Here is a 25,417-nt window from a genome sequence, read left to right as displayed (position 1 = left end):
GGAACGATGCAACATGCACCGTACAAAACTTTACTGGGGTACATTGAGTACTTTAAGCCTTGCAATATTCGCCATCACCTCTGCAAGCCTTGCAAATGATGAAACAATATCTGCAAATAAAACCACTGAAGCGACTCAACTTAAAGAAAATGAATCACCAAAACAATTAAAAACCTTGGTTTTTGCAGCAGAGCAAGCACCTGCTAAAGATCCTGATATCAGTGCGGTCGCTAAAACCATTGTGACACGTGAAGAAATGCTGCAATTCGGCGATCAATCGGTCAATGATGCTTTAAGACGTGCAGCAGGTTTTCAAATGCCAACACCTGGACAAGGACCACGTGGATCAAGCGGTTCAGGCAGCATGCGTTTTCGTGGTGGTGGCGCACCAGTATTTTTGATTAATGGTGAAGCCGTACAAGGTGGACCACGTGGTGGTATGTCTATTGTTGACTCAATTACGCCTGAAATGATTGAACGAATTGAAATCACCAAACAACCTAGTGTAGCTCAAGCCTCAGTTGCCTCATCCGCAGTGATCAATATCATTTTAAAAGAACCCTTAGACGATGCTCGAATCAGTGGCAATGTTAAATTAGGATATGGCATCACCCAATCGGATCAAAAAGAAGAACAGCGTAAAAATATCAGTGTACAAGCAGATGGGCGTGATGGTGCATGGATTTACAGTGTTTCAGCCAATCAAATGTGGAATGACAGCAAATCAAGCACAGAAATTGAAAATATAAATGGTACACGCCAACAAATACGCACTACCAATCGTACAAATACCATGTTTTCACCACGTGTTGAATATCAAATTGATGATCAACAAAAACTGGTTTCAGAAATTTTTTATCGTAAGAATGAAAGTGATGGCTCTAGCAGTAATCAAGTTCAAAATGATAAAAATGACAGTATTCGTTTAAATACCCGTTATGAGCGTAAAGATAAAGGTGACTCAGACAAAGTCCGCTTGTCTATTGAAAAGCAAAATGAAACTGAATCCACTCGTTCCAATCAATACAGTTCTTATATTGATGAAACTGTGAATGAATACGGCTTAGCGTATGATGGGGTACGCAAGTTTGACGAAAGCAAACAAGTAAAATTTGGACTTGATGCGCGTGCCAATGCGCTAGCAAGCAATATTGCTGATACATTAGATGAGCAACGTTACGCACTTTATTTGGAAGGCAGTTGGAAGTTTTCAAAACGTCAAACGCTTACCGTGGGCGCACGTCAGGAATGGTTAGAACGTTCAGGCTTGGTTGAATACAGTGATCAAAACCTCAGCCCTGTGCTTGCACACCGTTTAGACTTTAACGATCAATGGTCTTTGCAAACCAATATTAGTCGCGCCTTTAAAAGTCCAAATAGTAACAATCTCATGCCGACTGTTTCCATTTCAACAGATGCTGATGCAGGCTCTATCAATAACCCAGACCGTGGTGGTAATCCCAATCTTCGGCCTGAAAAAATCACCGCACTGGAAACAACCTTGGGTTATAACACTACTGCAGGTGGCGTAAATATTACGGCTTTTCATCGAGATATTGATGACTATATCGAAAAAGTGATTCGTCAAGAAGGCACACGCTTTGTTGAACGTCCGTATAATCAAGACCAAGCAACAACCTACGGTGTAGAAATTTCAGGTCGCTATGCTTTAAAACAAACCGAAAATGGTCATTCATTTATGTTGAATGGACAATTATCGACGGTACGCGCCAAAATCGAAGATACCGACCATAATACCCGTTTAGCCAGTGATGTTGCCCCTTATACAGCAAGTACAGGCGTTTCATACAATTACCAGCCTTGGCAATTGTCAAGCAGTATTAATCTAAGCTACACGCCTGAATTTACCCGTGCTTTAGACAATCTTCCCTATGATCGTACAACCAATCAACGTGTAAATGTGGATATTAGTGCGACAAAACGCTTCCCTAAAGGCTGGGCAACAACACTGAGTGCTCGTAATATTTTGAGTACAGACTATAAAGAGCGCTTAAATAATCAAAGTGATGGTGCTTTATATGAAGCTCGGGTCAATGATGCTATTCCAAGCTTCTTGTTCAGTGTAGAGAAAAAATTCTAATTTTGATTAGCATAGATATATAAATCAAAATCTTATTAATTATTTACTGATAAATAATGAGTAGATAAACATAAATAAGTGATCAATTTAAAAACCGAAGTTTTAAAAACTTCGGTTTTTTTAATCTTATTAAATATAAAAACCACAAATGATAAAACAGAGTAAACAGACGGTTTCTGCGATTTCTATACTGGCACCAATGGTGTCACCCGTAATCCCATCGATTCGTTGAATAAACTTATAGCGTAGATAAATTAAGGTGAGGATAAAAATCGTTGCGGTCACCAAACCAACCCAAACAAAATAACCTGCGCCCAATAAACTGATACCAAAAATGATCATTGCCCAAGTTTTAGGGATATATTGAGCAATGGACCAGCCTAAGCCCTTTTCACGGACATATTCAGTGGTCAGAAATAAAAATAATGGTGTTAAACGCCCTAAAATAGGAAATAGAATCAAAGCAGTATAGTGTTGTTCCTGTAATAACACATACAGTGCAGACCATTTAATCAAACAGATAACAATTAAACTCAGCACACCAAACGGTCCACATGCTGGGTCTTTCATAATTCTTAAGGTATTTTCTTTATCACCAAAGCCACCGACCCAAGCATCCGCAGTATCCGCTAAACCATCTAAATGTAAGCCACCCGTGAGCAAAATCCAGATGACCAGAATAATGGTACTGAGTAAAACTACAGGCAAAACATGTAGAAAACTGGCAACGGCAAACAGAACCAAACCAATCAAAAGCCCAATCACTGGATAAAATAGCAGTGACTGACCATTTTGTTTTGGCGAAGGCATATTTTTTAAATAAACAGGGAAAATCGTTAAAAATTGCAATGCAATAAAAAATGGGGTCATTTATTGCTCTCCAATAACTCTAATTGCATGGTTTCGCTGTCCAACATAAAGCGATTTAATTGCCCAAGCTCAGCAGACATTTTTAAAATATCATCAAGAGATTGTTGTAGCGCCATACATTTTAAAAGCTTAATCACACCACCATGCGTCACAATCAAAGCTGTTTGACTTTGTGTAATCAGCATTTGCTCTTTGATCGCTTGTAATGCTTGCTTAATTCGATACTGAAAATCTAAATATCTTTCAGCATTTGGTGGAGTATAACGTGTCGGAGATTGCCAAAAATTTTCCAATAACTCAGGCGTTTTTGCATAAATCTGCTGTGTTGAAATACCTTCCCAATCACCAAAATGAATTTCTTGTAATCGATGATCTTGCATCAGTGGTATTTGAACTTGTTCAGAAAGTCTCTGTGCAAATGAGAAACAGCGCTTTAAAGGCGAGCTAAACATAAAATCCCATTGCGTTTGCACAGAGGATTGATCATAGGAAATGGTCTGGTGCATTTGTTGCCAGCCCAATTCTGTCAATTCATCATCAGTCGAACCACGCAAAGTATGATTCAGCGTAGTTTCCCCGTGACGTAATAGATCAATCCTCAATTTCATGCATATGCTCTTTTTGAATTATGAATAAATTTAAACTTTCTCGCCAATTACCGCAGCTTCTGCAAAAGTGGCCATATTGTTATGTAAACTACATGCCAACTTAATCACACCCAAGGCAGCACCCGCACCACTGCCTTCTCCCAAACGTAAATTAAGCTTTAATAATGGATCAGCATTCAACTCTTGTAATAGGCGTTGATGCCCATATTCAGCAGACTGATGACCGAACAACATCCATTGTCGAACTTCAGGATTGAGTCGTACCGCGACTAATGCCGCCACAGAACTAATAAAGCCATCGACAATTACAGGCATCCCGAGTTGAGCACAGCGAATATAAGCTCCTGTCATTGCAGCAATTTCTAAGCCACCTACAGCACACAAAACTTTAAATGCATCATTTTCAACATAATTTTTATGTAACTCAAGTGAATGCTGAATGATATTTTTTTTATGAATCAACTGATCAGCACGAATCCCCGTGCCTACACCTGTCAGTTGCTCAGCTGGTTCATTTAATAAGAAACATGCAATCGCTGAAGCTGAACAGGTATTTCCAATCCCCATTTCCCCAGCAATGTAAATTGAAGCACCCTGTGCAATGGCTTTTTCTACACTCTCACGCCCTAGCGCCATGGCTTGCTGACATTGTTGTTCAGTCATTGCCACTTGTTGAGCAAAATTGGCAGTCCCTTGAGCGATACTATGACGTTCAACGCCTTGATATTGGTAAACCTCACCCACTGTGCCGCAATCAATGACTTGTAAAGTCGCAGCATATTCTTTAGCAATCACACTGATACAAGCCCCACCCGTTGCAAAGTTTTGCAACATTTGGCGCGTTACAGCTTGCGGATATGCTGAAATATTTTCAGCCATTACCCCATGATCACCTGCAAAAATCGTGATCCAAGGTTTATCTACATTCGGTTTTGAATTACTTTGCAAAGCTGCCAATTGCACGGCGACATTTTCCAAAACAGACAGCGAGCCTGTTGGCTTGGTCAATTGTAATTGACGTTCTTCAGCCTGTTGTTTTGTTTCTGCGTTTGGCACTTTACATGCTTCTAACCACCAATTCATTGTTGCTCTCCATCTCGTATTTTAAAAATTCATTGTTAATCGTTAAAATGCTCAAGTTTATATGATAAAAATCACAATATTTATCCTTTTAATAACATCGGAAAACCTGCGATGCAAAACACTACTTTATCAGCTATTTGACCTAATAGTTGATGTAAACGTCCTGATTCATCAACAAATTTTCGAGTTATTTCACCCATTGGTATAACACCGAGTCCTGTTTCATTGCTAACTAAAACAATTTTAGACTTTAATGTAGGTAGAATTTTCAGCAATTTTTCACATTCGATGCGCTGAAGATTTGAGTCCTCATGCATCAATAAATTACTCATCCATAAGGTTAAGCAATCCACCAAAATCACTTGTTCTTGTTGATCTATTTTTTTTAAACAATCGGCGAGGTAAAGTGGTTCTTCAATCAGCCGCCATGCATCAGGTCGTTGTGTCTGATGGTGTGAAATACGTTGTCGCATTTCATCATCCCATGCTTGTGCGGTAGCAATATAAACAACTTGTAGATTTGAGTCTTTTGCGATCTGTTCAGCTAATTTACTTTTGCCAGAACGCGCGCCACCTAGGATTAATTGCAACATAAATTTGACTCCCAAGATCCATCTGTTTTTTTCGGATTGAGTATAAGCTGATGTAACGTAGCTAAAGGCCCCTGTAAGACTTGCGCTTGATATATACCAAAATTAAGCTGATCAATGCCAATTTCAAAACTTTTTTGATCAATCGTTTCGATAGCCTTAAATATTTGTTGCGCTTTAAACTCAGCTGAATACAAACCTAAGGTGATATGCGGACAATAATCTAAAGCAGCAATTTCTTGGCTTGAATGGGATAATAATTGTCGAATATTGCTTAGGCTATTTTCGTGATCTTGAATTTCTATAAATAAAGCACTGCTAAAACTATTTATTTTTCCTGTTGTTAATTTAAAACTATTTAACTGGTTTTGGCTCAAAATTTTAAGCTGTTGTTGAAATTTACTTTGGATAAAATCATCATCAAATTGCTTTTTATCTTCGGTTAGAAAGCCACAAATATACAATGTGATATGAAATTGGCGTGTGTTGGGGTGCAATAAATAGTTTGAGAATTTTTCTGTTAAATCGCTTAAATAAGCCAATAATTCAGGATGATGAATTTCGATATACCATAAGGCGTAGTGTTTTCTCCCTTTGTGCCACTCGGGATAATCATGTGTCTCAGTTGGAGTTGTTAAACTTTGAGAACCTAAAAACACATCAAATTCACATTAATTTTAATGCTTCTATTAAAGCACGTAATCATCATGTTTAAATCTTGAATTGACTGAGTGTTGTTCAATTGAAAATGAATTTTATTCAGTCAGATTTTATGATTGCTTGATAAAAATCCAACATAGATTCAAAGTAGTAATCTGCTCTTGCCAGCATGGTCTGATTTGGCGCTTTAATATCCTCAATCAAAATCGTTACTCCCCCAGCCAAATCTGCTGAAGTAATCCCATTTTCAGAATCTTCAATCATCAAGCTGTGTTGCGGATTTAGATTTAATAACGTGCAGGCTTTGTTAAAAATTTCTGGGTGTGGTTTACCTTGTATCACGTCATCGCCACAGACCAACAAGGTAAAATAATGATCAATTTTTGCAAGTTTTAAATATTTTTCAGCAATTTTTCGGGTACTAGATGTAGCGACAGCCAATCGGATATTTTGAGATTGCAAATAAGCTAATATTTCTAAAAGCCCAGCTTTCACTGGTACGCCTTGCGACAAAATCATCTCAAGTTCAATTTGTTCAGCACGTTGCCGAATGTGCTGGTAAGGGATATCTTGACCATAAAACTTTTGTGCTAAGTGTTCTGAGCTTAACGCATTAAGCCCTAAACATTGCATCAAATAATCTAAGCTAAATTCTACACCAGTGATTTCCAAAGACGCTTGTTTTAACACATCAAACCTAAGCCGTTCAGTGTCCAGCATCGTACCGTCCATATCAAAAATAGCAGCTTGAATCGTATGTTGCTGGAATTTCACAGTGTCCCTTTTATAAACAGATTAAAAGGGAGAAACCCGTTCTCCCTCAAATTTTATAGCAATCTATTGAATACTATAACATTGTTTCAACTTTAAATAATCATAATAATAGCTGTTTGCTTTATAGCGGGCATAATCACAACCTTTTTTAAAAGCAATCTCTTTTTCGTTATAGAGCATTTTTAACAAAGTCTGCCCTTGCGAATTCTGATAAATATCCCACTGTAAGTTTGCTGCCATCGGTGAGATATCTTCACCACGCCACGCACTATTTGAATAATTAAACGTCTGCGTCAAGGGCACAGATTGCATCATCCCCTTTAACTCTAAGCTGGTGGCTAAAGGGATTATGATTTCAGCATGAGCAAATCTTAATACAGCAACATTCTTTTGTGTATTGCTCATAACATCATCAACTTGTTTAAATAAATCCTGTTTGAGTGATTTGGCAATATCTGTTGTTACAGCTTTGCCTGTATCAAAGCTTGGGCCCTTACTATAAAAATCATTGGCATCGTTATATTGCGCATAAAACTTAGCCGCTTCAATTGGCATATATTTTTTAAAATTTGTCGCTCCAAGCTCGTCTTGCATTCCGCCAGTGATTGAATACAACTCGTACACATAAGCAGCAGCATCTACTGCACTGGCAATGGTATTTTTCCCCTTTCCTTTTTCAGTAATCTGTTCACCTTTAGGGCTTGTTACAGTGAATGATCCTGAATTACTAAAGCTATAGCCAGTTTGACCAATTTTTTGAATAAATGCTGTTTTAAAAATTGGGCTTAATACTTCTGTTGCGATTTTTTGCGCATTAGGATCTGCACTCAATGTTTTAATTTTTTGTTTTAAATCTGGATCATTCTCTTCAAAATCTTGATATTTTAAACTAGCCGCATAGACTGTTTTGTCTAAATCCGTTTTAACATTGGCCAAATCGTCTTGTGCATTTAAACTATGAAAATACAGATGAAAGCGATTTACCCCGCCATCGACAATACTTGGTATAGAGGTACTGTTGAGGCTTTGATAGCTTGCTGGTGTAATTGCAGTCTTTAAACTTGGTTGCTGTTTCAACAATTCATTGGTAAAAAATTTAGCACTGTCCACCGCACGATCCACACCCGAGCTAACGATCTGTACAGATTTACCTTGTTGACTGGCTTGATTAAACAATTGTGGTAAGCGTTGTAATAAGCGATCGGCAATACCCTGATGTTCTTTAATACCTACAGAAGTTTCGTTGCCATAGCCATACTGGCGTATACCTTCCACTCCATAACCCAATAGAATATTGGCTTTCATCATGCCTTCTAAATCAGCACCCAATTGTTCACCCAATGGCGTTAAGGCATTTTCCTGTTTTGCTTTTAACCACATGTTGTATAAAGCTAAATCATATTTAATACTCGATAAACCTCGTGAACCATGTCGAGCAACTAATTCTGTAAAAACTGCACGATAACCTGCTGGCGTTGCTTCATAACTGCTTAGTTTCTGCTGAGGTTGATAGGGTTGTTTGGTCTGTAAATATAGTGATGTATCAGCTTTAGGTGGGACGACAACAGCTGAATTATCATCATGATCATTATTGCAGGCTGTTAAAAATAGTCCTGAAGCAAAACAAATGATTAGCGAATGTTTAATTTTAAATGGTTTCATCATTGAAATGTCATATTTGATTTAATGCAGGCAAACTAATCAAAGAACATGACACTGGTATGACCATCCTCTATTTATTCCATTTAAAAACAACAAAATAAAAATACAGCAATAAGAAAATACTAAACAGTAAATAATATGGGAAGATAATGTTAAGTTGGTACAGCCCTGTGCTCATTAATGGTGCAACAACCAAACTGAGCGCTTGCGCCATGGTGCATAAAGCAGCAATTTTAGTTTGCAAATTTATCGAAACTGATTGTGATGCACCTGTGGTAAATGCAGGCATTAGACATGCCACAGCGATACCATAAAAAACATAAGCCAACTGAAAAATCACGATCTGCTGGGTATAAATTGACAAGATCAGCCCAACCAACATCGTGCTTAATCCGACCATTAAAAGCTGTGTTAAAGACCATTTAAACCATTTAGAAATCGCAATTTGCATCAAGACCGAAACAATCCCCACAATCAACAAGCATTGGGAAAAATAGAGGGCACTTTGCTGAATGTTAAATTGAAATTTATCTTGAATATAAAAACCTGCAGTTAAATTCAGAGTAATAATCGCAATATATAAACTAAATCCAAGGATCAACCAAATCATCGATTTTCTTAGATCATCATCACTCAGACGAACCAATTGCGAATGACTAGAATCTTGCTGAGAAATCTCTTTTTGTAAAAGTGCGTCTTGAAAATGCTGATCTTCATCAAAATGATAGGTTAAAGGCGAATGGTTTGGATCATGACGTTTTGAATGTGACTGTTGAGCATTTTCCCCGTTGTGTTGATATAAACCTACTATCAGCATACTCATGACAGTCAAAAGCAATACGGCGAGCCACAAAGGAATCAATATTCCCCAAATAATGAGTAATGTGGTTAAAAATGGCCCTAAAATTAGCCCTACACTGTTTAAGGCACCAAAGCTTGCCATCTTCTGACTGCGTGTCGTTTCATCTATATATCGCGTCATCACATAACTTTGTAATGCGATTTGCGGCATTGCCATAAAAAAGCCAATACTGCTTCGTGTAAGCAATAATAAAGTGAAAAATAGTCCAATTGGCATGCTATACATTAGCCCATAACTTAATACCCCTGAAAATAGTCCCCACGTTATGCTCATTCCAATAAAACCGATACTCAATAAATAATAATGATTTTGAAGATTCGGTTTTTTAGAAATCCACATTGCAGTCAAACTCATCAGCAATGCACTAGCAGACACCATCAAACCTGCCTGAAGCTCTGAGATTTTTAATAGACGAATAAGAGGTGCAAGTAAAGGTAAAATCATGGATAAGCTGATCCCGTTGAGCAGCGTTGCCATCATCCAAATATCATTATTTTTATTCATTTGAATCTCCTAAAATAGCAGTCTTGACTGATTAGGAAAATTTTTATTGGATTTATATAATTACCCACGCTTCAGTTTTTTCATCGAGATATTGCTCAATAAAAAGCCTCTTTCAAATTTTAAAAAGGCTTTATCTGGATCAATACTTCAGCGTATAAGTTAAACCGTAGCTACGACCTTGTGCAGCCAAACTTGAAATAGCCCCATAGGTTGGCGCAACCGCTTGACTAAACACTGTTTTATAGTCTGTATTCCATACATTATAAACGCCAAAGCCTAATCTGCCTGGACCTACTTTTGCACTGGTGATCACATCCATAATCGCAAATCCCTTAATCTCAGCGGGTTTTCGACTACTGCGGTCATTTAGTGGATTGACATAGTCTTTAGTGGCCTGATCTGTACCACCAATTGCTAAAGTCTGTACGCGTAAATTGATATTATCTGCAAATTGCCATTCTGAAAATAGCGTGCCTTTCAGTGGTGAAACTCGTGTAGCATCTAGCTCTTGCCAATCACCGAGTATATTTTTAAATTGACCGCGCGTATAAGCAATAGTTCCTCCCATATTCCACATATTTGAAATTGCATATTTTACATTGGCTTCCAAACCATATATGCGTTCATCGGTATCAATCACTTCAATATTAAAATTTGGGGCAGCATTAAACCTCACAGATTTATCAGAATCATTATAAAAAGCAGTCAGCCCTAGATTGAGTCCCTTTTGCTCTTGTAAACGCCAGCCGAGTTCATAATTATTCACTTTAATCGGATCAATATTATTACTGGTCACAACAAAACTTGCTGGAACATCTCGCAGCATCCGTTGTACGTCTGGAATACTAAAGCCTTGAGAAAAATTAGCAAAAATTTGTTGCGTATCATTTAAGTGATAAACCCCGCCCAAATTAAATAAAGTCGCATTATGTTTAACTTCACCACCTTTTAAACTTTTCGCCGTATAGCTAGGATCGAAGTCAGCGACAATACTTTCAGGGTACGGGGTAGAATCACTGACATCACTATTAATTCGTTCGTGACGCACGCCTGTCTGTAAATTTATACGATCCGTAACTGCATAATTCGCCTGAATAAATGCCCCAAGTTTTGCAATTTGAACATCTGGTCCCATCGCATAGTTTTTTGTCGCTTGATGATTTAAGCCATTACTCGCAATAAAAGTATTAGTATCATACCTTTGCCCTTCTTGACCATTTTTCTCATTTTCAAAATCTAAACCGTAACTTAACCCTAAAGCCCGATCTACAACTTTAAAATCTTTCTGTAAGGCTAAACGTGATCCCCAAATATTAATATCCGTATTAGACTGCATCACAACAGGAATACTTCTAGTAGGAAGAGGTAATTGCGGATGCGGTAAATTTACTGCCGTTGGAAACCATCTTGCCTGCTCTTTACGGTAATAAGCTTCCAAGGTTAAACTTTGCCCCAATACATCATTATGGTTATATTGGGCGTGCGTTGACCAGCGTTTTGTTCTAGGTTGATCTTCGAGTTGTAAGCCTTTTAATGCTTTTAAACTGGGTGTAGCTCCTCTAAATATGACAGATAAACCCTGCCCATAATCAGGTCCATAATCACTGTCTTGTTCATCATTATAATATTGTGCGCCAACGGTTAAGTGCTGTTGATCTGAAATGTTCCAAGTGAGTTGTCCATTGACATCAAGGGTCTGGGTATCTTGACGATCAGTTTGCGCAACCTCAGGCCCAATACGATCGCCACGACTGTCTTGAATTTCACCACGTTTAACATAGCCAACACCCAAATTACCTTTGATGCGTTCTTGGTTAAACGAAACATTTTGTGAAGCTTCATAAGCCAAGGCATCGCCTTTAAAATTATTCCCTGACGTTAGCCCCAGTTTGGTTTCAAAACTTAAAGGCTTGTCACCGCCTTTTCTGGTAATGATATTGATAATACCGCCAGTTGCACCTGAGCCATAAATACTCGTTGCCCCAGACACAACTTCTATTCTGTCAATCACTGAAGGAAGAATGCTATTGAGCTGACGCGATCCATCCCGTGAACCTGTTTGTGGTATCCCATCAATCATATATTGCACCACACGGCCGCGCATGGTCATACCATAATTAGAAGTTGTACCAGTATTGGGCGTGAGCGAAGGAACCAATAGTCCTAAAATTTCTGCCGTGCTTTTACCCGCATTGGCTTGCTTTTCAATTTCACTACGCTCAATGCGATACACCGTCCCTGCAATATCTGAAATACTTTTTGCAGAACGTGTTGCCGTGACCACGATTGGCGCTAGGCTTTTTACCTCTGCCCCAGTATTTTCAACTTTTTGAGTCGTGGGCTCTTGCGCATAAATCTGTGTCGCAATAGCCAAACTTAAACACGTCAGTTGTATTTGAATTGATGTTCTTTTCATGATTTATCCCTTACAACATCTCTGATCTTAGAGTTTTTTGTGATTTGGAAATAATGAGTTGTGAGAGAATCAAACTCACTACAGATGCAATAGCTAAAACAATATAAAAATTGCCATAACCTAATGATTTGGCAAGAAAACCTGAGCCAGCCCCGCCAATAAAATAGACCAGCAATTCAAAACACACCAAAATTGTAAAGTCGGTCCCTGCTTGCGCTTTTGAGCTACTCTGCATGAAATATGCATATAAAGAAGTCATTGCGATATAACGAATTGCAAGGAATGCAATCACAAAAATACCCAGCAAAAGCTGCCACTGATTTAACCATCCGAACAGAATAGCGATTCCTAAGAGTCCATATATCAGTGTTCTCACCCAGCCAGCCCATAGCAGTAATTGGGTCGCCTTTCGCTTTTTAAGCAGCAATGCAGCAGAAACGGCAGCAAGCAATCCAACAGCTGCACCCACCACAGACATCAACACACCAATTTGTGAAAGTGACCATTTTTGATCAATCAGCATTGGATTGAGCATTGCCATTGCGGGGGCTTCTACAAAGCGATAACAAACAATTAAAAGTAATGCCCAACGAATTTCAGGTCGTTTAAATGCTCGCATTAAACTCGGTGGGCTTTTCATCATGTGTTCAGTGTTTTTTTCTTGTATTTGAAAAACTGCAAACATTGTCAAAGCGGTTAAGCTTGCTAAACAAATCAGTGCTGTTTGCCATCCATAATATTGATATAGCCAAAGTGTTGCAGCACCACCGAGCATACTGCCAAGTGCAATGCCAATGCTTTGCGCCATACTGCCAAAGCGGTAATCTTGTGGTGAAAATGCTTCAACGGTATATCCATCAATGGCAATATCTTGGGTGGCTGCAAAACTCGATATCCATAAACCAATAACGACAAAGACCAGTAACCCATAAGAAAACTGAGTCAATGCAAGCGCAATAATTCCTAAAACCAAAGCAATTTGAGTGAACAGCAACCACGTTTTTCGTTTGCCTAATTTTTTAATATAAAAACGGTCAATGAGTGGCGCCCAAAAGAATTTGAAAGCCCAAGGAATATAAAGCAGTGACAATAGCCCAATCCAGCGTAGATCTACGCCTTGATGTCTTAAAATCGCAGGCAATGCCACATTATAAAAATACAAAGGCAAGGCATGAGCCAAATATAAAACAACCACAACACTTAGACTCATGACGGAAATTTGTTGAGTAACAGATGGTTTGGTTAAATTATTTATGCGTTGCATAATAGCCACCTCTGCACAGCCCATTGCAATGCATCAGCACGATCTAATGTCACATAATATGGAACTTGCCATGCAACATGTAGCGCAGGTGTATTGAGCCGTTCTTGATCGGCTTGATCTAAGGCGATCCGTACTAAACCTACACAGTACTTAAAAAAATTGGCTTTATTTTTTTTATACCAATTCGCTTGAATTTGACGGTATTCCTGTGGAAATGTCGTACCTTTTGCACTCCTCATCACCAAAACAAAATTTTGTTGCTGACATAGAAATGTTTCAATTTCAGCCAACCAGAACTGAAATTCAACGATTGAGACATCTTTGCAAAAAATCATCTCTTTGATCTGAATATGTATAGATTGATAACTCATAAGGCAAATTCAACTTATTGGATTTTATATTGTTTTTTTTGTGCTAAATATTGCTGAGATTGGACTAGGTATTCACCAAATTTTTGGTAAAAAGTATCTCTAAAACAATAATATAACATTGCATCTTTCTCTGGCATCCTAAGAATACCCTGAGTTTCGTAGCACATTTCTTCTACAACTGCTGCATAGGGTTTAACTGTCGAGTCAGGTTCACCTACGATTTTCAGCGAGTTCGCATGCTCAAAAATATAAAAGTTTAATAAGCGCGCTACTGTTCTAAGATAGCCTTTACCAAAGGCCGATTTTTCACCAAACAGCAAATGCCAGCCCAAGTCCAGTTCATGCGCAATATAATAACGACTTAATCGATCTCGTTTAGCTTCATAGATTTCTGCATAGCCCACATCCTGTCCATCAACTCCAACGACAAATAAACGATGATGATCATCAGCCAATTGTTTTTCAAAATAGACCTTCAGATCTGTTTCTGATTTATTCAATTGCCACTGCGGAATCACATGTGGTTCATGCATCCATTTGTGTAATAAAGCCATATCATCAGGGTATTTCACTTGACGTAAATAAAACTGATTGCTGTTTTCATAGTATTCATAAAAGTCTGGCAATTGCTGTGATAACGTTTTCATCACGGTCACCTTTATTGTATTTGTTAGATTATTGAGCTTTTGATTCGTGTTAAATCTAGGTGCTACACAGATAAAACACACTCTGCACGAGCACGGTTTATCATGCTGGCGCAGGCGAAAATTGTGCTATCCAACTGTTTAAGGTTTCTGGGCTTACAGGGTTTGCAATCAAATCTAGAATTACAGGTACGGGGCGTTGTGCTTCATCGTGATAACTGGTGGTAAATAGACGAACACGGTTTAAGCAAACCTTATGGTATTGATTTCTAAACATTGCAAACTTTTCAATTCTTGCTGAATATTCTGGATGCTGTTGATGAAATTCATCAATTACATAGGATACGGTTTGCCAGAATTCAATTTCATGATGTTGTGGGAAATCCTGTAGAAATACATTACAGATATAGCGGTAATGCACCATAAACAAACCTGTAAAAATAAAGTGACTCAGGTCTTGTGCAGAATGTCTCAGTAAAATTTTAGCCTCGTCAGGAAGATCCGCCAATTCAGGAAAATCTTCATCGACAAGATTGATATCATCAATAAAGTCTTTAAGCACCATGGCTTTAGGTACACCATTTTCATGAATTAACATGGTATTTTCACCATGGGGTGAAAATGCAAGTCCGTATTTATAAAGGCAAATTAGAAGCGGATGAATACTGACTGTAATAAATTGTTTTAACCAATCCAATGGGGCTAATCCTGAAGCTTGGATAAGCACCGTTAAAATGGAAAGCCCTTGAATATCACGGTGTAATAAAGCAGCTTGTGATAAGACCTGCTGATGATATTCAACAAATGGATCTACACTCTCACGCCATAAACAGCCAAATAATTCTTTAAATTGATAAGGTGCGCCTGCAATGTGATCATAACAAGGCTGCCGAATGGTCAAGGTTGCAATCTCACCTAAAAACACCACCCCCGTTTTTTGTAAATCCACATCTTGTTTTAAAATATTTTTTAACCATGCTGTAACAGCAGGTGCTGCTAAGTTGCGTTGAGCAGGCAACCCTCGATAAACGGCGGTATTTAGAATACTCAATGGTAGTTTAATGTAATGACGTTGTGCATATGATGTATTACATAAAGTGCGTATTGACTGCATTGGTGCATAATCATCTTGACCAATTTCAAGTTCGACAATTTTTTGATCTACAATTTCATTGGCATAAGTTGGCACAATCCATTGATGCCACTGCCAAGCATGTGCAGGAATGAGATAATAATCCTCTGAGTTTAAAGCAAGACTTTGCATTTTTTCACGGAATTGTCGCAATTCCTGCTGGTCAAACTCATGGCAATATAACTGTCCTGCATACCATTCAGGTGTAGAACGAAACTCTGCCAAATCACGATGCACAGCCAGCCATAACACTTTGACTCTGGGTAAAATCTCAGGCGCTGAGTTCAGATAATCATCATAACCAAAGCCCATTCGTCCTTTACTCATAATTAACCAAGGATGACCGCGCAACATCGCTTCAATTTGGTAATGCGGTGCAGTCAGTACTGCTGCGCTTGTTAGTCGATTTTCATCCAGTACATGTGCTTCGGCCAACCATGTATTGTTCATCTCTTTAATCAAATAGGCTTTGGTAAAGGGTTTAACCTCAACCTGATTGGAAAAAGCAGCAATAAATTGATGCAAATTCCAAGCAGGCCTTTTCGTATCCAAAGTTAAATCACGTACTGAACCCTCTTGAATCTGCCAATGTCCCAATAAATACTGTTGTGCATTAAACTGATAAATTCGGTCATCCAATCTCAATTGAAATACATCATCACCCAGACTTTCCGCCTGAATAATTTCTTCATATAAAAACTCAGCGATTGCCATTTCAATTAAGCGCTGGCCTGCACTTCGCCATTGCTGCTGATTAATTTGTAACTGTGCAAAACTCATATGCTGCTCTCAATATTCGAATATCGTTGATGGTTTTGTTGATGCTGAGAATGTTGTGTAGTTGGGCTTTGAGATTGAAAATTGACATTTTTAAGCAAATCTTCAACATGCTGAGCATGCACATGATGCTGTGTTGTGATATTTTTCGAGATCACTTGGACTTGCGGATTCTGCAAAGGATCAAAATGTTGGAAACATTGGGGAGATGTTGCTAAGTCATATAGCGCATAACCCACTAGCTGATTGGCAATTGTCGCCGCACGATAAGCACCTAAACCCAAATCAGGTGTGCCAATACCATGACTATGCATATCCATGTTCTGAACAAAAATTTTGCCAATGCCAGCATATTCAGCAGCATAATTTGCTGAAATATTCCAATGTCCTTGTGGATTGGTTTTAATCAAGGGCTTCAGTTGCTTGAGAAATTGAAATTCAGGACGGCGATAGCCTGTAGCACAGATCACATAGTCACTGTCTAGACTGAACTGATTTAAAGTCACTCGATCTTGAAAAATCAGTCTAATTTTCCCCTGTTCCGTTAAAACAACATCAATTAGGTTGGACTGACTATGCAAATGTGTTGCTAAATCATTTCCAGCAAGATGTCGGTGGTAAAGTTTCTTATATATTTCACGAATGGTTTGCGCACTGATTCCTTTATATAAAAGTGACTGTTTACTCAATTGTAAATCTTTATTGAGGTCATCAAAGTGATGAAAATGTTGGCTATAATCTGGACTAAAATGTTCTAAAGCTAATGGAGTATATTCCATAGGAAAAAAGCCATTGGCTCGGGTCAGCCAATTGAGATTGAATTTCGGTTGAGAAACCTGATCAAATTGATATTGACGATCGAATAAATCTAAAAAGATTTCTGCCGCAGATTGCCCTGATCCCAGTACCACAACATTGCCTTGTAAATTTTTTGGCTGATGCTCTAGATAATGTGCTGAATGTTTACATCGCTCAGGATAGCTTTGAATCAATGTCTGCATACATTGTGGGATATAAGGCACATTTCCCGCCCCTAATACAATGTTTCGACAGCGATAGCGCTGATAAATCCCCGCTTGAAAAACGAGAACTTCAAAGCCATAGGATTTGGGTACAATTTCTGTGACTACAGATAAATATTGAATATGTTCAATTTGATCTGCAACCCATTGGCAATAATGATTATATTCTTTACGAGGGATATGCGGTTGTTCCAAAAAATAGAACTTATAGAGTCGCTGTTGCGCTTTTAAATAATTGAGAAAACTAAATGGGCTGGTCGGATCTACCATAGAGACCAAATCAGCCATAAAAGGCACTTGCAACATTGTGTTTGGAAGCTGCATTCCTGCATGCCAATCAAACTGAGCTTGTTTTTCAAAAAACAGATATTTTAGCTTTGATTTTTGTTGTAACAAGCTGGCTAAACTCAAATTAAACGGTCCTAAACCCACAGCAATAAAATCAAGCATAAATTGCATCCTTTTGTTTTAGACATAAAGGATTTGGCAACTGAATATAAATTGATTGCTGTTCTACAGGCGCAATCAGTTCATCCAGCTCATATAAACGCGTAAGTAAATTCCCTTTATATGGCAAGGTTGGTTGATACAATAAGCCTTGTAATAAACTACTGTCAGGATACTGTTGATATAATTCCATCAATTTATCTTGCAATAGATCAATAAGTTGCTGTTCTGAAACACTCCCTGTTGCTCCAATTGCGTTGATCATGCCAAATAAAGTATTAGCAAAAAAATAATAGCTAAACCTTTCATCAACCAAAGTTTTTGGCCCAACAGCCTGCGCTTTTCCATCAAGTTCCGGGTATTCTTTTAATATTTCAGTGGCGTATTCTTTGATGTAATAAAAACCCTGATTGTCTCTTAACCATAAATTTTGAGGATACGCATTTTCCAATTCGACCAGTACATTCTGCTGATGTGACTCAAATGCCATGCCATAGTGATGATACAAATACATCAAGGGAACTAAGCTGATCGCTAAAAATCGCTCAAACCAATTTAATGCAATTTTTTCAATACTTAGCTGCGGTTCTGCCTGTGCAATTTGTTCAAATAAATGATCAAAGCGATTTAAATTTTTTGCTGGATGATCTTGGCATAAGGAGGCAATACATGACACTTGCTGCTGTCGATCAAAGGGCTGATCTCTAAAAATGCAGATCGTTTCGTTAACAATTGTTCCGTCGATGATTAACGCAGTCCATGCGGGGTCATGAATTGCTTTCAATGTAGGACAAGATTTTAAAATCGATTGACCTATTCGCCCCTGCCAAAGTTGACGCGTGATTTCTCCACGATGACATTCTTTGGCCAAATTGACTCGGATAGAGTTGGTAATCATCACGGATAGTGAAAGTTTCACCATCCACGGCGCTGAATAGCTGACCAATGTTCTGACGGATGTTGTTGCAGAAAAATGCCAAGCCTTTTCACCAAAATCAATTAGTTTTTTTTTGGCTTTTAACTCTTTATACCAATCTTTGCTCTGTAAATAACGTGCTTGCCATGGATGCAGCGTCAACAATTTATAGCTTGAATGTGTATGAATTAAATCTAATTCTGCTTCGCTCAAATACCATTGCATATGCTTGATGAGTTGAGTCGTGATTGGCTGATCTGATGTTGTACTTTCTGCCAGATATTCTGGTGCAACTAACCAATAATACAGTTGTGTTTGACCCTTGTGTTCTGGTGAGAATCTTAACCAATCTTCATGAACGAAACCTGTGCGACTCTTTGGCGCTGGATGCATACTGTGCCCAAGAATCAATGCTTGTTCTGTCTGGATAAAATCTTGTTTGGCTTGAATCAATTGGTCAAAATCATATTGACGCTGCTTTAAAAACTCAGCTAAAGCATCTCGGCTTTGGATCCATTTTTCAACCAATGATGCTGAATCTAAGGATTCAACAGAATTTCGTAGCAGCTCTTCTAGAAGTAAGCAAACCATCGCAATTGGACTAAACCTTTGCGCTTGTCCTTTATTAAAAATCTGCGGCAGTTTATCTATTCGATGCCGCCCTAGAAGACTTCTATACGAAAGCGGTACATATAATTGGGATTGGATGGATTCCAATGGAATCATTAACAAGGTCAAGCCTTGGCTAAACGCAAGTTGTGTAGAGTTTTGCTGATATTTCTCCAGTAAAATTCTACTTCCTGTTTCTTGTGAGTATGCATTGATTAGGTGCTGCATCGCCAATCGGCTGGCAAGCTCTTTCATCTGACCATATCCTCTGTACAAGACTTTTTACTGCACTAAAAAGATCTAGAAATTTGATTTATGTTTTTCTTGGATCGTGTAGCTCTGCTTAACACAAAATAATGATAATCATTCTCATTTGAGAATGCAATGTTATACCCTGCTTGTCTATACAGGTTTAACACTATGATTTTGTGAAGATTCATGATGAATTGGTCTTTTTCTTATGGTTTATATTTTAAAATTTTAAATTGTAATAAATGATAATATTCTCATTTAGAATTGAGAAATTTCATCGAAATTTTCATTTTAAGAGATTATTTAGCAAGTTTTATCGATCTATAACTTCACTAGCAGATTTTAATCTATGGCTTATGTATTGATTTATCGTGATATTTCTAATGGAAAAATAAAAAGTAGATTTAACGATATCCGTGAATTGTGTCGCTTCTTTAAAATGTTATTTTATCTACATCTTGTCGAAGCAAATCTGACCCAATCAATCAGAGCGATACGGTTTAGCAAAAATTTTGTCCAAAGCTAATATAATATCGCTTGTTTATTTTGGTGAATGCCAAAGTAACTGAGGTACAAAATTACAAGTTTGATCTAACCAACACAATTTTTCTTTACGATCCAATCGATCATGAGCACCCATGAGGTGTAATACATATCGATCTAGGTCACTGGCATCAATTGGTTTTTCACTGACTATTCCTTTAGTCGGCATATGATCATACCAAATAATAATTGGAATACGGTAGCCAGCTTCAGTATTTGCACTATGCCCAGCATAGTTTTTAGCATGCCCGACTTCATTACCATGATCCGATAAAAAGGTAAAAGATCTAAAATCAGATTGTGTGGAAATTAAAAGATCGAATAACTTTGCAACAACCCAGTCTTGGTAAAGTATGCTGTTATCGTATTCATTGCGTTTTAACTGAATTAAGTGATTGATCTCATTTCGTTCAAGTTTTTCTTCAACCTCATCATTGCTAGAATCATTAAACTTAGAAAATTGCTCTGGGTAGCGCAACTTATAATTTGGATGTGAACCAATGAGATGCAAAATAATCAATTTACGAGGATCTGGGTCATCCAATGCAATTTTATAAGCGGGCAGAATATTTTCATCTAATGACGTGCTACTACGACCTGACTTTTTATTGATAAAAACAGCTTCATCTGCAAATGAGGCAAAAAGTGAAGAGATATAAACATCATCTTGGTTACTAATCCAATAAACTTTAAAACCTGCAGCCTTAGCGTATGCCATAATATTTTCAGGGGCATGATCATCCATTGCATTTCGCGTACCATCATTAAACAAATAACGTAAAGATTGGATAGTAGATGATGCTGGCGAGTAACCACGACAAAAGACTTTGAATTGATCACTCCGTTGAGTTAGCTCAGGTGTTGTATTTCGTGGATAGCCACATAATCCAAAATTAAAACTGGTAATGCTGTCAGTTAAAACTATGGTATGTGTCTGCCTTTTATTCAATTGACCACTAAAATCTAAGCGCTGTTCTGCATTCAATGTCCATTCTTTATGTATCTGATCATGCTGTAGAATACGCTGTTTAAAATCTTGAATTTTGCCATAGTATCCATACCAAAATGGCAATGGATGTAAAGCAATTGAAGGCTTAATCGCATAGCTGGCAGTACACAGTAGAAATAACAAACCTATAGCATAACGTCCTAATCGATGTACTTTCTGATCATGGAACTCACGCGTATTAAAATATTTAAATAAAATAAAAAAATATAAAATCAAAACGCTTAAAATAAAGCCAACAAATAGAATAAAAAAACCAAGATGCAGTTGAAAAAATTCTAAACTTTCATTCAATGTTGTATTCGCGATAGATTCAATAATTGAATATGCTTCAGCATCACTATTGAACAACAGCCAACTTACTGAGAGTAAGCTGGTATGAAATATAAAAATAAACCACCAAATGATTGAAAATAATTTCCAAAATAAATTTGATTTTTTTGTGGCTTGAAAACACAACCAACACCCTGGTAGTGATAAAAATGCCAAACGAACACTATCCGACCAACTCCCAGCTAAACCTAATAACAGTAAAGTGATCAGTGGTAGTGCAAGTAGATACGGTATAAAAAACATGCGTTGCCAGCTTACTGGTATTCGATTAAATCGTTTCATTGTCATTAGAAAAAGTAATGTTGAATGAGTGCTGCAACACCAATAATTAAGAAGACAAGTGCGCCAATTTTATGAATGAGTGAAATTGGAAGTTTTTCTGCAAGTTTATTACCAATAAATACGGCTGGAGCATTCACCAACATTATTCCTAAGGTAGTACCTACAGTTACCCAGCCGATACTGTCAAAACGAGCAGCTAATGCCACAGTCGCTATTTGAGTTTTATCACCAATTTCTGCCAAAAAGAAAAGCACAAAGGTTGCGCCAAAGACACCGTATTTTTGCCACTTATCGATACTTCCAGATTCATCATCTAGCTTATCTGGGATTAACATCCATACGGCCATCCCAATAAATCCTAGAGAAACAATCCACAATAAGACAGTTGGACTAAGAACAGTCGTAATCCACTGCCCGAGTACGGCAGAAACACCATGATTTACCAGTGTCGCGAGAAAAATAGCGATAAGAATAGGAATAGGTTTTCGGAATCGTGCAGAAAGCAGTAGTGCCAGTAATTGGGTCTTATCTCCCATTTCAGATAAAGCAACTACAGCAAGAGAGATTAGGAAAGCAGATATCATAATAATTTCTCTGGCTAGCAATAATTACCAATGATTTATTACTCTTGCTAGCCATAGCAGAGTCATAAATCAAAGGTCTTGCCAACAAAAAGAAATCTATGATCGGAGGATCATTTGGTTCTTTGCTATGATGACCATGCTAGTTTAAGCAATTATGTTGACCATCACCTTTTTACCTAAGGTAAAAAGCGGCTACTCCCCAATGAAGTTTTTTTATTTTAGTAGAATCAAGTGTAGTTTTCAATCATACTTTTTAGATAAATTAAAAGAACTCATTCCTGTTTGATTACGCCGTCTACTCACCGCATATTCCTATAAAAATATTTTAAATATTGATCAGTAACAAAATTGCAAAGTTATGAATATATTTAGCTAGAAGGAAATAATATTAAAAACGATCAATTCTAACAAAAAACATTTAAATTCAATAGATTATATAATATTTATTTTTAAATAGCAGCCATTGCGTGTACGCATTGGTCGCATAAGCATGACTTTAATTTCATTCTACTTGGCGCTTTTATCGAAAACAAAAAAAGCTCATATTAAAAGATTATTATTCAACAGTCTCAGCCATTCTAAAGAACCTGTAATCAATGTGATAAAATATAATTTACTGATTTTTTAAAATAAAAATCAAATAATTTTATCTGAGAAGTATAAGGTGTATTATCTTAATTTTAGATACAAAACTGAGCTATAGATTTTTATGTTGGAACATAGCGAGATTAATTTACCGATTATTATTATTGGCGCTGGGATAGCAGGAATCGCATGCGCTAAAAAATTACAAGAAAATGGTAAAAAAGTTACCATACTCGAAGCGAGGTCTCGCACAGGTGGGCGCATAGATTCATTGCAATCTGATGCTGATGTTTTTGATTTAGGTGCATCATGGATTCATGGCGTTGAAGGTAATCCTATCTGGGAAATTACCCAAGAGAATCATATAGCAACAACTGTATTTAACTATGACAAATCGCAATATTTTCATGAAAATGGGTTGTTATTTTCTGACAAAGAAGTCCAAGAGTTTGAATCTTATGTAGAGGAAATAGAAAAGCAACTTTCTCAAACACAAACGCAATCTGCCCTCAAGGCGACTGAAGAAATAATTTCTTCTTTACATTATTCAGGTAATACATTTTCAGAAGATTATCTTAAACAATTATTATTTAACTTTTTCAACCGAATAGCAAATGACCCATTTGCGACAAATCTTGAGCTACTTTCATCAAATTACAAAAATTACGAAGGTTATTTTGATGGTGATGAAGTTATTTTTCCCAATGGCTATGCCCAAGTTATAGAGGTGCTTTCAAAAAAAATCGACATTCAATTCAATGTTGATGTAAAAAAAATCATCTGTGAAAATGATTATGTCAAAATTATTGATTCCAATGATAATTTTTATATAGGTTCCCGTGTAGTGGTTACTGTCCCACTTGGAATTTTAAAGAAAAATCATATCGCGTTTGATCCTGCATTACCTCATCACTATACTCAATCTATTCAAGATATTGGATTTGGATCCTTTAATAAAGTATTTTTTGAATTAGAACAACCACTTTCTTTTAGATCCAAAATGCCGATAGACAAGATAAGTGATTTCTATTGGAATGAGCTTGGTTGTTTTAATATTCTAGACTTATCTGGAATTTATAAAAAACCAATTTATTTAATGCTGTTTGGAGGAAAGCAATCTGAGTTTATCGATAATTCAGTGGATCATGAAATATCAAAGTTTATTTTTAGTAACTTGCAGAAACAATTTAACAATATTCCCCATACACCTAAAAGACTCATCGTTACACGTTGGGGTGCCGACCCTTATAGCTATGGTTCTTTTAGTTTTCCCTCACTAAAGCACAGTGAGGATATTGTTAAAGTGTTGCATCAACCAATTCAAGAAAAAATCTTCTTCGCTGGCGAACATTGTAGCTTGAAATATGCAGGTACGGTTCATGGCGCATATTTAAATGGCGATGAAACAGCTCAAAAAATATTAGCTGAAGTTTCACTTATTTAAGTCTAATCTCAGCCATGAAAAAACCTCCCGAGGGAGGTTTTTATAATGTTGTCTAGAGTTAGGCGCATTGATAATAGACTTCTTTCATAAGTCCTTTTTAAAACCATTAATCAACATAAAAGCACCCTCATCCTAGCCTTCTCCCAAAGGGAGAAAGAACTTTCAATACCAATATGATTCACTCCACATGATCATTTTTTGATTTATGAAAGATCTTTAATGCTATTTGCAATTTTTTTGCTCAAAACACTTATAAATTAAAGCGCCAATCACAGCGCCAACAAGTGGTGCAACCCAGAAAAGCCATAATTGACTCAGTGCAGCCGTTTCAGCAAACAAAGCCACTGCTGTACTACGTGCAGGATTGACCGAAGTATTGGTGACAGGAATACTGATTAAATGGATCAAAGTTAATGCCAAACCAATAGCAATAGGTGCAAAACCAGCAGGTGCACGTTTATCTGTAGAACCGAGAATTACAATTAAGAAAATAGCAGTTAAGACAATCTCAATTATTAATGCAGAAAGCAAAGAATATTTTCCAGGCGATAAATCACCAAAACCATTTGTTGCAAATCCACCCGTACCAGTGAATCCTGCTTGACCTTGTACAATCAAATACAATATAAATGCAGCGAAGATACCACCTACGAGTTGAGCAATGATGTATGGTGCTAAGTCTTTTGCATTAAAACGACCGCCAACCCATAAACCTATACTTACTGCGGGATTGAAATGTCCACCTGAAATATGACCTAATGCATACGCACCAGTCAGTACAGTGAGACCAAACGCGAGTGCAACACCGACAAAACCGATACCCAATTCTGGAAATGCTGCAGCAAGTACTGCACTACCACACCCTCCAAAGACCAGCCAAAATGTTCCAATAAATTCTGCAAAATATTTATTCATGTTCATTACTTTTCTGTTCAATAAATCCAAGCGAAATTTAGCAAAACAAGTCACACTTTTAAACAAAAACATGAATTATTTTACAAAAAGCATAAGTAATTGATGAAATGACGAAATTCATAATTTTTATAAAACAAACCCTTCGATTGAAGGGTTTGTTA

20 protein-coding genes and 1 riboswitch are annotated in these 25,417 nt (G+C 37.4%); of the genes, 2 read left to right on the top strand and 18 right to left on the bottom strand.

From position 1 onward, the window contains the following. The first annotated feature begins 13 nt into the window (after positions 1-13). Positions 14-2,101: a TonB-dependent receptor gene (locus tag L3V46_RS09850; RefSeq protein ID WP_239045566.1), complete on the top strand. Its 2,088-nt coding sequence runs from the start codon at positions 14-16 to the stop codon at positions 2,099-2,101. 129 nt (positions 2,102-2,230) lie between these two features. On the opposite strand, the gene L3V46_RS09845 is transcribed toward L3V46_RS09850, so the two are convergent. The 17 genes from L3V46_RS09845 to L3V46_RS09765 all read right to left on the bottom strand — a co-directional run bounded on the left by L3V46_RS09845 (position 2,231) and on the right by L3V46_RS09765 (position 22,309). Then, positions 2,231-2,971, bottom strand: a complete 741-nt coding sequence (locus L3V46_RS09845; RefSeq protein WP_034616781.1) for an adenosylcobinamide-GDP ribazoletransferase — start codon at positions 2,969-2,971, stop codon at positions 2,231-2,233. Beyond that, the gene (locus L3V46_RS09840; RefSeq protein WP_004821760.1) at positions 2,968-3,579 is read right to left on the bottom strand and encodes a histidine phosphatase family protein; all 612 of its coding nucleotides are present in this window, start codon (positions 3,577-3,579) and stop codon (positions 2,968-2,970) included. The genes L3V46_RS09845 and L3V46_RS09840 overlap by 4 nt, the downstream gene beginning before the upstream one ends. Positions 3,580-3,609: 30 nt before the next feature. After that, positions 3,610-4,662 carry a nicotinate-nucleotide--dimethylbenzimidazole phosphoribosyltransferase gene (gene cobT / locus L3V46_RS09835; protein ID WP_004821763.1) on the bottom strand — a complete coding sequence of 351 codons (1,053 nt, stop codon included), beginning with the start codon at positions 4,660-4,662 and terminating at the stop codon, positions 3,610-3,612. Between the two features lie 80 nt (positions 4,663-4,742). Further along, complete coding sequence (gene cobU / locus L3V46_RS09830; RefSeq protein ID WP_239045565.1) at positions 4,743-5,255, bottom strand: bifunctional adenosylcobinamide kinase/adenosylcobinamide-phosphate guanylyltransferase; 513 nt, start codon at positions 5,253-5,255, stop codon at positions 4,743-4,745. After that, positions 5,243-5,911 carry a 2'-5' RNA ligase family protein gene (locus tag L3V46_RS09825; protein ID WP_239045564.1) on the bottom strand — a complete coding sequence of 223 codons (669 nt, stop codon included), beginning with the start codon at positions 5,909-5,911 and terminating at the stop codon, positions 5,243-5,245. The genes cobU and L3V46_RS09825 overlap by 13 nt, the downstream gene beginning before the upstream one ends. A gap of 100 nt (positions 5,912-6,011) precedes the next feature. Then, complete coding sequence (locus L3V46_RS09820; RefSeq protein ID WP_239045563.1) at positions 6,012-6,686, bottom strand: HAD family phosphatase; 675 nt, start codon at positions 6,684-6,686, stop codon at positions 6,012-6,014. Between the two features lie 63 nt (positions 6,687-6,749). Next, positions 6,750-8,348 carry a histidine-type phosphatase gene (locus tag L3V46_RS09815; RefSeq protein ID WP_239046769.1) on the bottom strand — a complete coding sequence of 533 codons (1,599 nt, stop codon included), beginning with the start codon at positions 8,346-8,348 and terminating at the stop codon, positions 6,750-6,752. A gap of 70 nt (positions 8,349-8,418) precedes the next feature. Continuing rightward, the gene (locus L3V46_RS09810; RefSeq protein WP_239045562.1) at positions 8,419-9,714 is read right to left on the bottom strand and encodes an MFS transporter; all 1,296 of its coding nucleotides are present in this window, start codon (positions 9,712-9,714) and stop codon (positions 8,419-8,421) included. Positions 9,715-9,853: 139 nt separating this feature from the next. Beyond that, complete coding sequence (locus L3V46_RS09805; RefSeq protein ID WP_239045561.1) at positions 9,854-12,130, bottom strand: TonB-dependent receptor; 2,277 nt, start codon at positions 12,128-12,130, stop codon at positions 9,854-9,856. 10 nt (positions 12,131-12,140) lie between these two features. Further along, positions 12,141-13,394: an MFS transporter gene (locus tag L3V46_RS09800; protein WP_239045560.1), complete on the bottom strand. Its 1,254-nt coding sequence runs from the start codon at positions 13,392-13,394 to the stop codon at positions 12,141-12,143. Next, the gene (locus tag L3V46_RS09795) at positions 13,382-13,765 is read right to left on the bottom strand and encodes a hypothetical protein (protein ID WP_004821778.1); all 384 of its coding nucleotides are present in this window, start codon (positions 13,763-13,765) and stop codon (positions 13,382-13,384) included. The genes L3V46_RS09800 and L3V46_RS09795 overlap by 13 nt, the downstream gene beginning before the upstream one ends. 14 nt (positions 13,766-13,779) lie before the next feature. After that, on the bottom strand, positions 13,780-14,412 hold the full coding sequence (locus L3V46_RS09790) for a GNAT family N-acetyltransferase (protein WP_239045559.1): 633 nt from the start codon (positions 14,410-14,412) through the stop codon (positions 13,780-13,782). Positions 14,413-14,512: 100 nt separating this feature from the next. Beyond that, the gene (locus L3V46_RS09785; RefSeq protein ID WP_239045558.1) at positions 14,513-16,321 is read right to left on the bottom strand and encodes an IucA/IucC family protein; all 1,809 of its coding nucleotides are present in this window, start codon (positions 16,319-16,321) and stop codon (positions 14,513-14,515) included. Next, complete coding sequence (locus tag L3V46_RS09780) at positions 16,318-17,790, bottom strand: SidA/IucD/PvdA family monooxygenase (RefSeq protein WP_239045557.1); 1,473 nt, start codon at positions 17,788-17,790, stop codon at positions 16,318-16,320. The genes L3V46_RS09785 and L3V46_RS09780 overlap by 4 nt, the downstream gene beginning before the upstream one ends. Next, positions 17,783-19,567: an IucA/IucC family protein gene (locus tag L3V46_RS09775; RefSeq protein ID WP_239045556.1), complete on the bottom strand. Its 1,785-nt coding sequence runs from the start codon at positions 19,565-19,567 to the stop codon at positions 17,783-17,785. The genes L3V46_RS09780 and L3V46_RS09775 overlap by 8 nt, the downstream gene beginning before the upstream one ends. Positions 19,568-20,105: 538 nt before the next feature. Beyond that, positions 20,106-21,689, bottom strand: a complete 1,584-nt coding sequence (locus tag L3V46_RS09770) for a phosphoethanolamine transferase (protein WP_239045555.1) — start codon at positions 21,687-21,689, stop codon at positions 20,106-20,108. 44 nt (positions 21,690-21,733) lie between these two features. Beyond that, positions 21,734-22,309, bottom strand: a complete 576-nt coding sequence (locus L3V46_RS09765) for a TMEM165/GDT1 family protein (RefSeq protein ID WP_171066908.1) — start codon at positions 22,307-22,309, stop codon at positions 21,734-21,736. A 71-nt stretch (positions 22,310-22,380) separates the two neighbouring features. Further along, positions 22,381-22,525, bottom strand: a riboswitch (yybP-ykoY riboswitch). 496 nt (positions 22,526-23,021) lie between these two features. Between L3V46_RS09765 and L3V46_RS09760 the strand changes: the two genes are divergently transcribed. Continuing rightward, positions 23,022-24,341 carry an NAD(P)/FAD-dependent oxidoreductase gene (locus L3V46_RS09760; protein WP_239045554.1) on the top strand — a complete coding sequence of 440 codons (1,320 nt, stop codon included), beginning with the start codon at positions 23,022-23,024 and terminating at the stop codon, positions 24,339-24,341. A gap of 222 nt (positions 24,342-24,563) precedes the next feature. Here L3V46_RS09760 and aqpZ read toward each other — a convergent pair whose 3' ends face one another. Further along, positions 24,564-25,256: an aquaporin Z gene (aqpZ, locus tag L3V46_RS09755; RefSeq protein WP_239045553.1), complete on the bottom strand. Its 693-nt coding sequence runs from the start codon at positions 25,254-25,256 to the stop codon at positions 24,564-24,566. Positions 25,257-25,417: the final 161 nt, after the last annotated feature.

This window comes from Acinetobacter sp. AG3 (genome assembly GCF_022343575.1).
Classification (GTDB): Bacteria; Pseudomonadota; Gammaproteobacteria; order Pseudomonadales; family Moraxellaceae; genus Acinetobacter; species Acinetobacter guillouiae.
Note: the sequence above shows the minus strand (reverse complement) of the source record. Positions and strands in the feature narration are given on the sequence as shown.

Excerpts from the sequence above, each read along its gene's own strand:
- L3V46_RS09850 (WP_239045566.1), top strand. The coding sequence starts at position 14 with ATGCACCGTACAAAACTTTACTGGGGTACATTGAGTACTTTAAGCCTT.
- L3V46_RS09845 (WP_034616781.1), bottom strand. The coding sequence starts at position 2,971 with ATGACCCCATTTTTTATTGCATTGCAATTTTTAACGATTTTCCCTGTT.
- L3V46_RS09840 (WP_004821760.1), bottom strand. The coding sequence starts at position 3,579 with ATGAAATTGAGGATTGATCTATTACGTCACGGGGAAACTACGCTGAAT.
- cobT (WP_004821763.1), bottom strand. The coding sequence starts at position 4,662 with ATGAATTGGTGGTTAGAAGCATGTAAAGTGCCAAACGCAGAAACAAAA.
- cobU (WP_239045565.1), bottom strand. The coding sequence starts at position 5,255 with ATGTTGCAATTAATCCTAGGTGGCGCGCGTTCTGGCAAAAGTAAATTA.
- L3V46_RS09815 (WP_239046769.1), bottom strand. The coding sequence starts at position 8,348 with ATGAAACCATTTAAAATTAAACATTCGCTAATCATTTGTTTTGCTTCA.
- L3V46_RS09810 (WP_239045562.1), bottom strand. The coding sequence starts at position 9,714 with ATGAATAAAAATAATGATATTTGGATGATGGCAACGCTGCTCAACGGG.
- L3V46_RS09805 (WP_239045561.1), bottom strand. The coding sequence starts at position 12,130 with ATGAAAAGAACATCAATTCAAATACAACTGACGTGTTTAAGTTTGGCT.
- L3V46_RS09800 (WP_239045560.1), bottom strand. The coding sequence starts at position 13,394 with ATGCAACGCATAAATAATTTAACCAAACCATCTGTTACTCAACAAATT.
- L3V46_RS09795 (WP_004821778.1), bottom strand. The coding sequence starts at position 13,765 with ATGAGTTATCAATCTATACATATTCAGATCAAAGAGATGATTTTTTGC.
- L3V46_RS09790 (WP_239045559.1), bottom strand. The coding sequence starts at position 14,412 with ATGAAAACGTTATCACAGCAATTGCCAGACTTTTATGAATACTATGAA.
- L3V46_RS09785 (WP_239045558.1), bottom strand. The coding sequence starts at position 16,321 with ATGAGTTTTGCACAGTTACAAATTAATCAGCAGCAATGGCGAAGTGCA.
- L3V46_RS09780 (WP_239045557.1), bottom strand. The coding sequence starts at position 17,790 with ATGCTTGATTTTATTGCTGTGGGTTTAGGACCGTTTAATTTGAGTTTA.
- L3V46_RS09775 (WP_239045556.1), bottom strand. The coding sequence starts at position 19,567 with ATGAAAGAGCTTGCCAGCCGATTGGCGATGCAGCACCTAATCAATGCA.
- L3V46_RS09770 (WP_239045555.1), bottom strand. The coding sequence starts at position 21,689 with ATGTTTTTTATACCGTATCTACTTGCACTACCACTGATCACTTTACTG.
- L3V46_RS09760 (WP_239045554.1), top strand. The coding sequence starts at position 23,022 with ATGTTGGAACATAGCGAGATTAATTTACCGATTATTATTATTGGCGCT.
- aqpZ (WP_239045553.1), bottom strand. The coding sequence starts at position 25,256 with ATGAATAAATATTTTGCAGAATTTATTGGAACATTTTGGCTGGTCTTT.